The sequence below is a fragment of the Fictibacillus solisalsi genome (assembly GCF_900103485.1).
GTDB lineage: Bacteria > Bacillota > Bacilli > Bacillales > Fictibacillaceae > Fictibacillus_C > Fictibacillus_C solisalsi.
Map to the genome: position 1 here is coordinate 260,216 of NZ_FNHW01000001.1, position 13,123 is coordinate 273,338.

The following is a 13,123-nucleotide window of genomic DNA, read 5'->3' on the forward strand; positions in this document are numbered from 1 at the left end:
ACACCATTACAAAGGAGGAATGAAATTGGATATTCGGGAGGGCGAATTACCGGGTATTGGACGGAAATTTGAAATTATTACGAAAGCGGGAGAAAAAATTGTGGTTGTTATCCACGATGACGGGCGGCGTGAACTGTACCATTTCGATTCCGATCATGAAGAAAGCATTTCAAGTGTCACCTTTAATGATTCGGAGGCACGGCAGATTGCTTCCATCATTGGTGGTATGGCCTACAAGCCACAGGCAGTCGAAAGCATGGAAATGGCGCTTGAAGGTCTGGTCATTGAGTGGTATAAAGTTGAAGCTCAAGCGTCGGCTATCGGTGAAACGATCGGCGGTATCGATATTCGAAACAAGTATAATGTTACCGTCATTGCAATGTTAAAAAAGAATATGAAAAAGCTGTTCAACCCTGGCCCGGAAACGGTTATTGAGGCAGGGGACATGCTGGTTCTGTCCGGAGAAAGGCATGATTTGAAAAAACTGATCAGTGATCGATTATCTACTTAAGGGGTGATAACTTTTGGATCATTTAGTATTTGAAGTCGGCACGGCTCTGTTATTGGTAGCATTTGCGGCCATCCTTGCAGGCAAGCTCAAGTTTTCCATCATCCCGTTCCTGATTATCATTGGAATGCTTGTCGGACCGCATGCGCCGCATATTGGTGTAATTAGCCTGAAGTTTATCGAAAGTGAAGAGATAATTGCGTTTCTTGGCCGGATCGGGGTGTTATTCCTGTTGTTCTACCTGGGCCTTGAATTCTCAGTGAAAAAGCTGGTGAAGTCAGGAAGATCCATCGTGGTCGGAGGGACCATCTACATTGCGATTAATTTCACGATGGGTATATTGTATGGAATGGTTATGGGCTTCCCTCTGCTGGAAGTTTTGATCGTTGCCGGGATTATCACGATTTCTTCGAGTGCGATTGTTGCAAAGGTTCTTGTTGATCTCCGTCGAACGGGTAACAAGGAAACCGAATTGATCCTGGGAATTATTATGTTCGAAGATATCTTCCTCGCCGTCTATCTGTCGGTTGTATCCGGGCTCGTATTGGGTGACTCCACCTCGCTCGGAGGCTCTATTATCTCCATTTTAACCGCGCTTGGTTATATGCTCTTGTTTTTCATCGTCGCCAGAAAAGCGACGCCTCTGCTCAATAAATTATTAAACATTTCCTCTGATGAAATCTTTATCATTGTTGTTTTTGCAGTATTGTTCTTTGTCGCTGGTTTTTCAGAAACCATTCATGTCGCAGAAGCCATTGGTGCATTGCTTTTGGGTCTGGTTTTTTCCGAGACCGAGCATAGCGACCGCATTGAACACCTTGTTGTTCCATTTAGGGATTTCTTTGGAGCCATCTTTTTCTTCAGTTTTGGACTGAGTATTGATCCGTTCTCCCTGGGAGGAGCGGTTTGGCTCGCGTTGGGTGCAGTTTTCATTACCATTCTTGGTAACTTTATCGCCGGAATGATTGCCGGAAGGAGAGCCGGTCTTTCGCATAAAGCTTCGGCGAACATTGGATTAACCATCGTTTCCCGGGGGGAATTCTCCATTATCATGGCCAACCTGGGTATAGCGGGAGGGCTCATGCCAATGTTGAAACCATTCTCCGCGCTTTATGTGCTGATCCTTGCCATTCTTGGTCCACTCATGACAAAAGAATCCAAAAAAATCTACCTCTTTTGCGATAAAATCTTTAAATGGAGTAACAAACAAGAGAAAAAGAAAGCAGAGCCATCCTCCTCATAAGGGAAAGGATCATATAACGGTGAAAAAGAAACAGGAAAGCCTCCAGGTTTTCCTGTTTCTTTTTTTGTGTGTAGGGTTAGAAAAAATAGGTAATTTTTGTTGTTTTAATTGTCACAATAGTGTATGATACATAGTATAATATAGTGTACGATGTACAGTATTGTTTGTCGTATAACATTAAGTAACAAAGAAATGAGGTGTCCGGTGACATTACTTCAATCTTTAACAACAGAACTGAGGAGAGGAACGCTTACACTGGCCGTTCTTAGTCAGCTCCGGAAACCGCAGTATGGCTATTCTCTTGTACAATCTTTGGAAGCATCAGGAATCAGCATTGATCAGAGCACCTTATATCCATTGCTTCGCAGATTGGAGAAGCAAGAGCTTGTCACTAGCAGCTGGGACACGTCAGAAAGCAGACCCCGCAAGTATTATGTGTTAAGTGAGTATGGGACGGAGATTTTTCTGCAGCTGAAAAAAGAGTGGAAGAAAACATCAGATGAACTTTCGATATTATTACAAGGAGAGGAAGAGGATGAATCTGATTGAGCTTTACATTCAAGAAGTGACCCGCCGGCTTCCGGAAAAAAGCAGAAAAGACATTGGGTTGGAACTTCAGTCAACCATCGAAGATATGCTGCCTGAGGATTGTACGGATGAGGATGTAAAAGTGGTATTGAAAAAGCTTGGAAATCCTGCTGTGTTGGCAAGCGGATACCGTGATCGTCCACAGTACCTCATCGGACCGGAAATCTATGATATTTATATCTCTCTGTTAAAAATGGTGCTTCCTATAGCAATAACCATTTCCATTATCGCGCTGGTGGCAGAGACGGTAATGGGGTATTCGGGCAACGAATCGGTCATGCAAGCGATCCTTGCCGTAATCGGAGTGGGGATATGGGATGCCATCTCTATCGGTATGCAAGTGTTCTTCTGGATCACGCTCGTTTTTGCGGTCCTTGAACGTACCGATACGGCAATTGCCCAATATTCCATGACAACACGGCAGAAAGAATGGAAGCCGGAAGATTTAAAGGATATCCCATATGTTCCGAAGAAAAAAGCCATCACCAAATGGGAGGTCTCGGGAAGTGTGGTATGGACAGCGATCTGGGGAAGCCTGTATTACTACGCCTCAAATTTGGTCGGTGTCTATAGAAGCGGGGATAATGGACTCGAACTGACGACTCCTATCTTTAACGAACAAGTTCTTCACTCCTTTTGGCCCCTGGTGGTTATTGCCATATTGCTGGAACTCCTTTTGGCGATCTCCAAATTCAGATCAGGAAAATGGACGATGCGATTGGCCGTTTTCAATCTGATTACCCAGCTCATCGCCTTTGTCATATTAATCATCATCTTCACAAACAACGAAATTTTTGCTACCTCGTTCATGGATTTATTGTCCATGGGTTCTGCGGGGCAGAAGCAGTTAATCGGTGCCGTTATTGCCATCTTCGGCCTATCAGCTGCGATCGATGCATTCAGCGGGTTCAGAAAAGCACGAATATAAAATAAGAAAAAAGTCAGGAGCCTTTCAGTGCTTCTGACTTTTTGGGGTTCATCGTGTGTGGTTAAAAAGGTTGTAAATAAACTTTAACGCTTTTGTTTCGCGATTTATTTAAAGGGTATAAATACCATACATCAAGTGATGAAAGGGATTCTGTTTGCATGTGGTTCTTGGGTATTTTACTCGTAATATTATCGATCTTCTTTGTTCTTTATGAGGAGTTGTTTTTAGCAGGGGCTTCTTTTTTATTTGGTTTATTTGAAATGGCGAAAAGTAAATTCAGATAAATATCTCTACAGGCAAGGAGAGGGTACCATGGAAGGTGAACAATTTGTACATAATCATTATTTAACGCGAAATGTATGGTCAGGCTTGTTTTTTGGCATTGGCCTGATTGCGTTTATTGACGAAGGGGTTTTTCATCAACTGTTACACTGGCATCATTTTTATGATAAATCCACCCTCGAAGTCGGCCTTGTCTCTGATGGTTTTTTTCATGCGTTCAGTTGGTTTGCGACCATTGCAGGGTTGTTTATGGTCGCCGATCTCCGCCGGTGCCAAGTGTGGATGGTCAAACGTTGGTGGGGAGGTGTCCTTTTAGGTGCCGGTCTTTTCCAGCTCTATGATGGTCTGATTCAGCATAAAATTTTTGGTCTGCACCAGATCCGTTATGTGGATAACGTCATCTATTATGATTGGGTGTGGAATGCGACAGCCATAATCATGACTGCAGTTGGAGGGCTGCTCCTGAAGGCCACCGGCAAAACGTCTCAGAATAAAAAGGTTAAGAAGCATGGAGAATGAGCATATGTCTCTTTGGAATACAGGAGATACACTCATTCTGTTAGTGGCAGGGATCATTTGGGCAGGCTACTTTATGGCCGGTATTGTATCGAACAGGCGCAGCCATCTGCAAAAATGGCCCCGTTACCGGTATTTGATTTGGACCGCTGGAATCCTTTGTGCCGGAGTAACGGTGGTCGGGCCTCTTCCGAAGTTTGCTCATCATGATTTCACCTTACATATGGCGGGGCACCTGCTTTGGGGCATGCTGGCACCACTGCTAATCGTGCTGGCTGCGCCAATCACCTTGATGCTGCGTACACTGCCGGTTTCTTTGGGCCGGCGTTTATCCCGGCTTTTGCAGCTTCCCTATTTTCATTGTGTTCTCCATCCTGTTATTGCTGCCCTTTTGAATGTCGGCGGACTTTGGCTTTTATATGCAACAGATTTATTTATGTTAATGCATGAGAATGTTTGGATTAATTTTGTAATCCATTTTCATGTATTTTTGTCCGGTCTTGTTTTTACGATGTCCATCATTTACATTGAACCCTTTTCCCGCCGCTTCAGTTTTAAATACCGTACGATTGTTTTAGTGACAGCACTTGCAGGACATGGCATATTGTCCAAATATTTATATGCGCATCCACCTGCCGGGGTAGAGAAACCTGATGCGGAGACCGGCAGTATGCTGATGTACTATGGCGGGGATGTGATTGATGCACTGCTGATCATCGTATTTTGTTATCAGTGGTATCAAGCAGCTCGTTCACGCGTATATGGACAAAAGGAGGCAAATACAACATGACAGCCATTACTCACATTGGATTGGCGGTGCCGGATTTGGAAGGTGCCATCAAATGGTATGAAGACGTATTGGGCTTTACGCTGATCGCGGGGCCCTACACGTTTGATGCAAAGACTGCAGGAGAGCTTAACATGACGAATGATTTATTGGGTGCACATATCAAAAAAATGAAAAACGCCCATCTATTGTCGGAAAACCAAGTGGGCATTGAGCTGTTTGAATTTGTGGAGCCCAAAATGCAAAAAACTAAAAATGGGGTTTACAGCGGTTTTTTTCATGTGTGCATCATAGCGGAAGATCTTGAACAAAAGGCGGAAGAGATAGTTGCCTCTGGAGGGAAGAGACGCAGTGACAGATGGAATACATGGAAAGGCAAACCGTACCACCTGATTTATTGTGAAGATCCTTATGGAAATATTATTGAATTGTACAGCCACAGTACGGCCGTAATGTATGCCAATAAAGACGAATAAATCCCAGCCCGCAACGTACGTAACGGGCCGGGCTTTTTTATGCGTGAATGGCTTCTGGTATTTCCATGTGAAGCGGTGGTGGGATCAACCATCCTTTTTCTTTCATGATACGAAGAAGGCGAACTCCATATTGGGCTTTTGCCATGTGAAACTGGCCGAACATGGCTCCGATATCTTCACGAATGGATTGTCCCATAATCTGGCTGCATGCAACAAGTCCGGCTGCGCCATCCTTGGCAACAGATGCTGCGATTTCTGCGTCATTAAATCGGGCACCGGCAGGAATGCTTTCCAAGGATGCAGTTGGACGTTCAGGGGGGGCTGGAGGTAGGGCAATACCGTTAGCTTTTAAGATTTTTTCCACCTGTTCAATTTCTTGTTTCATGGCTTGAACAGAATCTTCCAGAAATTTTTTTAAGTCGCTGTCACCCGTATGGTTGATCAGTGTTTCATATCCCGCGACATATCCCTTATTTCCTGCAAGATAAGTCCATAATGCGAAAACTTCTCCGTAATGCATTGGTTCGTTTTGTGGATTTCCGCTTAAAATTCCCATGATTGTCCTCCCCATAGAGATCAAATTGGTTGCACGCAATGTGGACCACCCTTTCTGTTTCGTCGTTTGGCCACATTCTTTAGATTGTCTAACTGCGGGGAAACTATCCGCAGAATCCCTTCTAAATAAAAGGTAAATTTTATGCCGCTGGCTGCCGCATAAGAATTCTTTCTCAGGAAAAATTAAGGCGTATGGAAGGAGGGAAAATCACATGTCAAAGGTAACAGCATTGGTGTGTATGCTTATGGTATCCCTATTCATGTTCAGCATGCCGGCGTTTGCCGACCGTGGAAGTAACATGGTGGACCGGGGAGACCGGATCACTACGGACCGTGGAACGGACTTGAATGATATGAACAATAATAATGGCAACCTCAACTATAATGATACGAATTATAACGACCGCGGCCCTGCGACACGCAACGTGTCCACCGCAAATAACAACGATAATGACACGAACTGGGAATGGCTCGGTCTTTTAGGGCTGGTTGGCCTTTTCGGCCTTAAGCGCCGGGACAGGGAAGAAGTCCGTTAATTAAAAATCCCCTGCAGCCGTTTAGACTGCAAGGGATTTTTCTAATTGCTCGTATAAACATGAATCGCATCTCGTAAAAATTCAGCAGTTCCTGGCTGGCTCTTGTCATAATGCTGTTTGAAACGTTCATCGTCTACATACAGTTGTGCGAGTCCTCTATGAGCTTCCCTGCTGTAGCTGTCCCAATAAAAACAAAGCCATTGCTTGTGGAGTTCTGCTGCTTTTTGTGCGAGAACTCCAGCTGGATCACCTGTTTTGAAGGCCTCACCCAATGTTTCATAAAGTTCGTCACCCAGGCGGGTAAGTTCCTCATGTTCTTGTACCGTCATACTCTTTAGTTTATCGTTGGAGCGGTTAACCGCATCCTCTCCATATTTCTCCCGGATTTCTTTTCCGTACACTTTTTCGTTCTCCTCAATGAGCTTCTCATTGAAGCCTTCAAACTTCTCCTGATCGTTCATCGTTATTCCCCTTTCCTGTGCAGCAATGGACTTCTCTACATTGACAATGAGAAGGTCAAGCTGCTCCTTTTTGTTCAGGAGGTTCTCACGATGATCTTTTAATGCCTTTGTACTGTCAAAGTTTGGATCGTTCATAATATCACGAATCTTTTCCAGATGGAGTCCAAGTTCCCTGTAAAATAAGATTTGCTGGAGCCGGTTCACTTCTTGCTGGCCATAAATACGGTATCCGGATGAATTGATCCTTGCCGGCTTTAGGAGTCCAATTTCATCATAATACCTGAGGGTTCGTGTACTGATACCTGCGAGCTGCCCCAGTTTTTGAACAGTGTATTCCATGTCATCACCTCCTGACAGTTTAACCTTACACTTTGACGCTGCGTAAAGGTCAAACCCATTTTTCAAAAAATATTAATAATCCGCTCTTATCTGGATCGGGAATAGGATATTACATGAGTTCACCGGTCATGATCGACATAAAATCATAATAGAAGGCTTCATAATTAAAATTAAAGGCGATTCTGTGTTTGCTTTCCCCATTATTAAGAGTAGCATACGGCCGGATATCGGCAATGGTCTGTCCCTTGGTAACGGTGCCATTGGGGCTTACATGAACTGGAAGCGATTGGTATGAAAACATCGAGGGATTAATGGTTGCCATCAGGGTAAGGGCATCATGTACCGGACTTCCCTTTATCGCGGGATTTCGTTTTTTATAAAACTCATAGTAAAAGTCAAGAAGGGGCTTAATGATTTTTGCCTTGCCCTTGGATTGAATATAATCCACCATTTGAGGGGTTACAATCGCGCGTTCCGTAACATTCAACGGGATGATGGTCAGGTTTCTGGCGTAACGGAATACGATATTGGCCGCGATCGGATCACCATGAATATTGGCTTCTGATACAGCAGTAACATTGCCTGGTACCCAAAACGCGCCGCCCATAACATATACTTCTTTCACTTTTTTCATCAGATCATTGAACAAGATATACATACTCGCAAGAGAGGTCAGCCTGCCAGTATTCACAATAACGAGTTCTCCTGCATACTCGTTGATTAAATTTACAACTTCATAGAAATTTTCGGTAAACCCGCCTTCTGGCAAGTCCGGTGGCTTGATGTATCCAAGTCCGTACTGACCGTGAATCTCCGGGTAGAATACGGGGTCTTCGCCCGTCATCGGTTTCTCAGCTCCGAGGATCACTTTTGTCTGATTGGCTAAATTGAAAAGATTAATTAAATATGTAATATTGCGCAAGCCCATCTGCCGCGGGACATTTCCATAATCCACCACTCCAATCAGATCGACCTGCCTGCTCAAATATCCATAAATCAGAGCGATTGTATCATCAATTCCAACATCTGCGAAAAGCAGTACCTTCCTGGCCATATTATCACCTGTTTAAAGAATTTTTACAGCATATGATTCTTCGATATGTAAAAGAATGGGAACCGTAAGAAGTGTGTCTTTTGGCCTGTATAAGGAGCACACCCAAACGTACTGTTCGTTTCGGTTCATATTACAGCACCACTATGAAAATGATAGGAATGGTGAGTAAAAAACGAAAAAAGCACCGGCGCGGTCAGCCTGTGCTTTCCTATTTCTTTCTTTAAAAAAGTGGAGAAAGGGTAAATTCTTTAAGATATTGATTCAGTGCTTTGAGATCTTGTGCGTTATCCGCAATGGCAACATAGCCGTCGGGCCTGACGAGATACGCTGCATTTCGTTTCAGGTCTGCCTCCTTCATGGATGCTTCCCATGGAAAGATATGAAGGGGGAGGCCGGCGCTTTCACAAAATCTCTTGTAATCCGGTTTTGCTTCTCCATACACGTGGACTTGCCAATCCATTGAACGAAGAGCATCGAAATTGTTTCCCTGGATGGTCCTGCACCAGGGCAAACGGTCTCCACCATGTACTTTTCCAGCTTTGCCCTTGCTTAATGCGCTGTCTTGATATTCGATTCCGAGCTGGGAAACCATGCCGAAAAAGATTCTTCGCGTCATGCTGAAGCCAAACAGAAGGGGAGCGGCGTACGGAATCAGGACAGTACGGGCCAATCTATTGGGAAAGTTCTTGCCCACCATAACCTGAAATGCGCGGTCCGTAGTGGAAATCAGCGTGCGGGCAAATGCAATCCTTTCCGTTTCATACGTATCCAGAATAGAAGGATCCGCTTTCTCCTGAAGCACCGCTGCAAGTTTCCAGGCCAAATTAATAGCATCGGAAATTCCTGTATTCATACCTTGTCCGCCGGCGGGACTGTGAATGTGCCCGGCATCTCCGGCAATGAAGCAACGGCCTTTTCTGAAATGGTCACTGACCCGATGATGCACGCGGTACGTCGAAAACCAGTTCACACCGGTCACCTGGATTCCAATTTGTTTCTCGGCGACAGGCTGGACATCCCGAAATTGAAGGGATTCCCGGTCCCTCAATTCCGGGGGCACGATGCCAATAAGCCGGATCATCCCCGTTGTCCTAACTGGCATGAAGATGCACAAGCCATTGTTGCTTAAATGAACTTTTAACGCATGTTCTTTAGCATTTACATCAGCAGATTCCACATCGGCCACGTAAAAAAGTTCTTCATAGGTTCCGCCCGAGAAACCGAGTCCGAGTTCTTTTCGGACAGTGCTGTGCGCTCCGTCACATCCACAGAGATAAGCAAACTCCGCTTCTTCCTTCACTTCATTCTTGATTAAAACAGTCTTTACGCTTTTGCCTTCATCCGAAAAAGAATACAGCTCGGTGTTCCATTCGATTGTGATTCCCATTTCGTCCAGCTTCTTCACAAGGTATCTTTCATGAACATCCTGTGCCAGACAAAGAGCGAACGGGTAGGGGCCAATGTCCTTTTTCAGATCACTGAATTTCAACTGTGCTTTTTCTTTTAATCCTTCATGAAGCTGTACCGAATCCAACGGAATTCCAAGGTCAACCACTTCATCTGAAATGCCAAGCTGCCGGTAGAACTCCAAAATACGGGAATGGACGACCAGAGCCCGGGAAGCTTCTCCGGGTCCGGAATGTTTTTCAACGATACGAAAAGGTATGCCAAAATGGGCGAGCTGCAGAGCAAGGACAAGGCCGGTTGGCCCTGCTCCGACAATAAGTATTTTTGAATTCATGATATCGCCCTCCCTCAATTTCTTTGATTCCTTTTTATGGTGATCTCCTCGTTTTATAAAACGGAAAGCTTTTCTTCGGCATCAGCCGAGATTTTTTGTTTTTCATTTTGAATCAGGGCTGACAGCAGCAAAAGTACAAGGCTTGTGATGCCGATCCCGCAAAGGACCTGCACGTGATCCCAGCTCAGTCCGTTTCCGAAAAAGAAAAGGTCTCTTAGCCCGTCTGTCATATAACGCATCGGGAGCCATGGGAAAATCCAGTTCTGATAAAATTCCGGCATGATTTCCGGTGCCATGGACAGCAAGGGAGCGCCAAAAAACAGAAGAAGCGCAAAAAGTGGAAATCCTTTCATTCCAATCCATGATACGACTGCGAGCATCATTAAAAGAAAGCTGAGATACGCAATCGATAAAAAGATTGCCGTGTCCATTTTGGAGGGGATATCAAGCTGCAGAATCCCATCGGCAAACCATGTAATTCCCCATCCGAACAATGCGGCCAAAAAGATGCCAACAAGGAACTGTTTCGTGATGAACTGGAACTTTTCCTTTCTGCTGGTGAAGACAGTTTTTTTCAACACCACAAACAATAAAACAGCGCCAATAAGGCTTCCCATCCAGAGTGGCTGAAAAAGGGAAACCGGAGAGTTTCCATTTGCACTGTGAGTACCGAATGCATTGACATTCATGGTTTCTTTTTTGATCGGTGTGGCGAGAACTGAAACAGTATCAATGGGAATTGGATCTTTTTTCTGTTTCAAACCACTGATGATTTGTTCCCGCACCTTACCATTAATTTGATCGGCCACTCCGTTCAGCAATTGGCTTGCCATGGCTGAAGCAGAACTGTTCATGCCCTGATTCACCAGAATTTGCAGCTTGGGGGAAGAGGGAGAAGCAGTCTGCAGTGAAACAAGTTTTTTGCTGAAATCCTTCGGAAGAATGAGCGCACCGTAATACTCTCGCTCGTTCATCCCTTTCATGGCTTCATTTTTCTCGTTAAGCTTAACCCATTTAACAGGTTGCTGGCCTTCTTTTTGAGAGAACGCCTTTTTTGACATGGCAGTCACCTGATCACCCATATTGATGTTGGATTTGTCAGGGAGCACAGCGCCCTCATCTTCGTTCACCAATGCAATCGGCAGTTCACGGGGTACAGGGTGAATGGAAGGGAGACTGGCAAGGCTAAACAGCAAACCCACCGCAAGAGTTATTATTGGCGACCATAACAGCAGCTTGTTTTTTAACATCATTTATTGGACACTCCTTTCATTATTGAACAGACTGTTGATTAGTTGATTTAGAGTTTATTATAATGACATTAGAACGAATAACAATAATCAATATTTCTCAACCTGTTCCATACTCAACAGATAAAGCGAATGTGTTGAGTAATGTTAAAAAAAGGAGTTGAAGGGATGTCGTTGAACAACACCGACCGGCGGATCCGGCGAACCAAACAAATGATCAGGGATGCGTTAACCGAACTGATGGAGGATGTAGGGTTTGATGCCATCACCGTCAGAGATTTAACGGAAAAAGCGGATATCAACCGGGGAACCTTTTATTTGCACTATAAGGATAAATTCGATTTGCTCGAGCAATGTGAGAGAGAAGTACTGGATGAGCTGGCACAAGTCCAGGGACACGTAGAGGGACTTCAGCTGGAGAATTTCTACGAGCATTTTAACAGAGGCGAGCCCTTGCCTTTCATTGTAAAATTATTTGAGTACTTGAAAGAAAATGGAGCATTTATGAGGGTGATTCTGGGCCCAAAAGGAGATCCCTTGTTTCAAGTGAAGTTAAAGGAAATGCTGGCTGAACACCTGCTGAAGCATATGGTAAAGAAAGCGAGAATCGAAATGGCTGTTCCTTTTGACTATTTTAAAGCGTACGTCATTTCTGCTCACCTCGGCGTCATTCAGGAATGGCTGTTCAGCGGGATGAAGGAATCACCAAAAGAAATTGCCATGACCGCGTTTAAGCTGACCTTTCTGGGGCCACGACGGGCAGCGGGCCTGATATCTGATGAACAAAATGAAAAAACCTCGCCATAAAAGAACTGACACCAGACCGTTCTTAGGGCGGGTTTTTTATTTTTTATGAACCATGGTTCCTCCAATGATAATGAGAAACACACCGGCCAAAGCACTAAGCAAAGGGTACAGGAATGGAAAGAAAAGAGTAGGATAGAATTCAACGGTGTTCCCTTTATAGCCCAGTGTTATAGGTGAAATATTGCCAGCATTAATAATATCCGTACGATAAAGTTTTTTTGTTCGTTCATTATTATTGAAGGTTTCGGCTCTGACCTTTCCATTCTCGGAAATCCATAAAAAACGGTAATTATTCCCATGTTTATCGTTAGCCTGTGCCAGAACCAGGCTTTCTTTCTTCGTCTTAAGGTTTTCAACAAAAACAAGTGCGAAATACGGATAGCGGCTTTGGTCAAATAAGTTTGGGAAAATCGTCAAAGGCAACCGATTTGAATAATCCTTGCCGTTAATTTTGATCTCAATGGGGGAGGTACCCGTTTCAGGAAAGATCTTGAGCAGGTTTTTGTCTTTTGACAGGTCGAGAGGGAAAGTATCTTTCACTTCAATTCGGTTTTTTCTATAGCGAAATTCCTGTGAAAAAGTGCCTTTGTCTTTTCCGGTCCGTATTAATTGGACCTTTTCAAGTGTAAGGCCGGGTCTTAATGAAATACGGCCTTTTTCCATTGTGTTTTGGTCCGTCGGTCCGTAACTTTCAATCCCAAAATCCTGGTTGTCTTCGACATAAAATTCAAGATTGGGAGTGAAAATGGTTTGAAAATTATAGAGTTCTTCGGATTTCTGTTCGTAGTGCATCTCTTGAACAAAGTTAATAATAGGTGGTGCTGAGAGAAGGAAAAGCAAGATTCCGAGTAAAAATGGCAAGTTTGTTTTTTTCATAAATAATTCTCCCTCTTCAGAATAAAGCAAAACCTAATAAAAGGAAATGACGGTATACGAGGAATGAGTAAACTGCAAGTACAGATGCGGCTGCCTGTACAGGATTTGTTTGTGAACTCTGCAGGCGATAACCATCAATTTAAATGTCTTTAAAGCCGCAACCGGGGAATACCTGA

Annotated in this window: 15 protein-coding genes; 9 read left to right on the forward strand and 6 right to left on the reverse strand. The window is 44.2% G+C overall.

The features are described 5' to 3' along the window. The first annotated feature begins 25 nt into the window (after nucleotides 1-25). From BLT53_RS01315 to BLT53_RS01345, 7 genes are all read left to right on the forward strand, one after another. Nucleotides 26-511 (forward strand): cation:proton antiporter regulatory subunit, encoded by a 486-nt coding sequence (locus tag BLT53_RS01315; protein WP_090232187.1) that lies wholly within the window; start codon nucleotides 26-28, stop codon nucleotides 509-511. A gap of 13 nt (nucleotides 512-524) precedes the next feature. Beyond that, a complete protein-coding gene (locus BLT53_RS01320) occupies nucleotides 525-1,751 on the forward strand; it encodes a cation:proton antiporter (RefSeq protein ID WP_090232189.1) in 1,227 nt (408 codons plus the stop codon). 204 nt (nucleotides 1,752-1,955) lie between these two features. Next, nucleotides 1,956-2,300, forward strand: coding sequence for a PadR family transcriptional regulator (locus BLT53_RS01325; RefSeq protein WP_244520327.1), 345 nt, complete (start codon nucleotides 1,956-1,958; stop codon nucleotides 2,298-2,300). Continuing rightward, on the forward strand, nucleotides 2,287-3,267 hold the full coding sequence (locus tag BLT53_RS01330) for a hypothetical protein (RefSeq protein WP_090232192.1): 981 nt from the start codon (nucleotides 2,287-2,289) through the stop codon (nucleotides 3,265-3,267). The genes BLT53_RS01325 and BLT53_RS01330 overlap by 14 nt, the downstream gene beginning before the upstream one ends. A gap of 312 nt (nucleotides 3,268-3,579) precedes the next feature. Next, complete coding sequence (locus tag BLT53_RS01335) at nucleotides 3,580-4,068, forward strand: DUF2243 domain-containing protein (RefSeq protein WP_090232193.1); 489 nt, start codon at nucleotides 3,580-3,582, stop codon at nucleotides 4,066-4,068. A 4-nt stretch (nucleotides 4,069-4,072) separates the two neighbouring features. Continuing rightward, complete coding sequence (locus tag BLT53_RS01340) at nucleotides 4,073-4,855, forward strand: cytochrome c oxidase assembly protein (protein ID WP_244520328.1); 783 nt, start codon at nucleotides 4,073-4,075, stop codon at nucleotides 4,853-4,855. Then, complete coding sequence (locus BLT53_RS01345) at nucleotides 4,852-5,328, forward strand: VOC family protein (protein ID WP_090232197.1); 477 nt, start codon at nucleotides 4,852-4,854, stop codon at nucleotides 5,326-5,328. The genes BLT53_RS01340 and BLT53_RS01345 overlap by 4 nt, the downstream gene beginning before the upstream one ends. 37 nt (nucleotides 5,329-5,365) lie before the next feature. Here the strand turns inward: BLT53_RS01345 and BLT53_RS01350 are convergent, their stop codons facing one another. Next, the gene (locus BLT53_RS01350) at nucleotides 5,366-5,884 is read right to left on the reverse strand and encodes a DUF3231 family protein (protein WP_090232198.1); all 519 of its coding nucleotides are present in this window, start codon (nucleotides 5,882-5,884) and stop codon (nucleotides 5,366-5,368) included. A 211-nt stretch (nucleotides 5,885-6,095) separates the two neighbouring features. Here BLT53_RS01350 and BLT53_RS01355 point away from each other — a divergent pair, with 211 nt between their 5' ends. Further along, on the forward strand, nucleotides 6,096-6,419 hold the full coding sequence (locus tag BLT53_RS01355; protein WP_090232199.1) for a WGxxGxxG family protein: 324 nt from the start codon (nucleotides 6,096-6,098) through the stop codon (nucleotides 6,417-6,419). 41 nt (nucleotides 6,420-6,460) lie between these two features. On the opposite strand, the gene BLT53_RS01360 is transcribed toward BLT53_RS01355, so the two are convergent. The 4 genes from BLT53_RS01360 to BLT53_RS01375 all read right to left on the reverse strand — a co-directional run bounded on the left by BLT53_RS01360 (nucleotide 6,461) and on the right by BLT53_RS01375 (nucleotide 11,264). Continuing rightward, nucleotides 6,461-7,219 carry a MerR family transcriptional regulator gene (locus tag BLT53_RS01360; RefSeq protein ID WP_090232201.1) on the reverse strand — a complete coding sequence of 253 codons (759 nt, stop codon included), beginning with the start codon at nucleotides 7,217-7,219 and terminating at the stop codon, nucleotides 6,461-6,463. Between the two features lie 109 nt (nucleotides 7,220-7,328). Then, complete coding sequence (locus BLT53_RS01365; RefSeq protein ID WP_090232202.1) at nucleotides 7,329-8,273, reverse strand: nucleoside hydrolase; 945 nt, start codon at nucleotides 8,271-8,273, stop codon at nucleotides 7,329-7,331. Nucleotides 8,274-8,493: 220 nt separating this feature from the next. After that, on the reverse strand, nucleotides 8,494-10,014 hold the full coding sequence (locus BLT53_RS01370) for an FAD-dependent monooxygenase (protein WP_090232204.1): 1,521 nt from the start codon (nucleotides 10,012-10,014) through the stop codon (nucleotides 8,494-8,496). A 53-nt stretch (nucleotides 10,015-10,067) separates the two neighbouring features. Next, a complete protein-coding gene (locus tag BLT53_RS01375; protein ID WP_090236620.1) occupies nucleotides 10,068-11,264 on the reverse strand; it encodes a YhgE/Pip domain-containing protein in 1,197 nt (398 codons plus the stop codon). 168 nt (nucleotides 11,265-11,432) lie between these two features. On the opposite strand from BLT53_RS01375, the gene BLT53_RS01380 reads away from it, so the two are divergent. Then, nucleotides 11,433-12,071, forward strand: a complete 639-nt coding sequence (locus tag BLT53_RS01380) for a TetR/AcrR family transcriptional regulator (protein WP_090232205.1) — start codon at nucleotides 11,433-11,435, stop codon at nucleotides 12,069-12,071. A gap of 36 nt (nucleotides 12,072-12,107) precedes the next feature. On the opposite strand, the gene BLT53_RS01385 is transcribed toward BLT53_RS01380, so the two are convergent. Next, complete coding sequence (locus tag BLT53_RS01385; RefSeq protein ID WP_090232207.1) at nucleotides 12,108-12,947, reverse strand: hypothetical protein; 840 nt, start codon at nucleotides 12,945-12,947, stop codon at nucleotides 12,108-12,110. Nucleotides 12,948-13,123 lie beyond the last annotated feature (176 nt).

Excerpts from the sequence above, each read along its gene's own strand:
- BLT53_RS01330 (WP_090232192.1), top strand. The coding sequence starts at position 2,287 with ATGAATCTGATTGAGCTTTACATTCAAGAAGTGACCCGCCGGCTTCCG.
- BLT53_RS01335 (WP_090232193.1), top strand. The coding sequence starts at position 3,580 with ATGGAAGGTGAACAATTTGTACATAATCATTATTTAACGCGAAATGTA.
- BLT53_RS01340 (WP_244520328.1), top strand. The coding sequence starts at position 4,073 with ATGTCTCTTTGGAATACAGGAGATACACTCATTCTGTTAGTGGCAGGG.
- BLT53_RS01345 (WP_090232197.1), top strand. The coding sequence starts at position 4,852 with ATGACAGCCATTACTCACATTGGATTGGCGGTGCCGGATTTGGAAGGT.
- BLT53_RS01350 (WP_090232198.1), bottom strand. The coding sequence starts at position 5,884 with ATGGGAATTTTAAGCGGAAATCCACAAAACGAACCAATGCATTACGGA.
- BLT53_RS01355 (WP_090232199.1), top strand. The coding sequence starts at position 6,096 with ATGTCAAAGGTAACAGCATTGGTGTGTATGCTTATGGTATCCCTATTC.
- BLT53_RS01360 (WP_090232201.1), bottom strand. The coding sequence starts at position 7,219 with ATGGAATACACTGTTCAAAAACTGGGGCAGCTCGCAGGTATCAGTACA.
- BLT53_RS01365 (WP_090232202.1), bottom strand. The coding sequence starts at position 8,273 with ATGGCCAGGAAGGTACTGCTTTTCGCAGATGTTGGAATTGATGATACA.
- BLT53_RS01370 (WP_090232204.1), bottom strand. The coding sequence starts at position 10,014 with ATGAATTCAAAAATACTTATTGTCGGAGCAGGGCCAACCGGCCTTGTC.
- BLT53_RS01375 (WP_090236620.1), bottom strand. The coding sequence starts at position 11,264 with ATGTTAAAAAACAAGCTGCTGTTATGGTCGCCAATAATAACTCTTGCG.
- BLT53_RS01380 (WP_090232205.1), top strand. The coding sequence starts at position 11,433 with ATGTCGTTGAACAACACCGACCGGCGGATCCGGCGAACCAAACAAATG.
- BLT53_RS01385 (WP_090232207.1), bottom strand. The coding sequence starts at position 12,947 with ATGAAAAAAACAAACTTGCCATTTTTACTCGGAATCTTGCTTTTCCTT.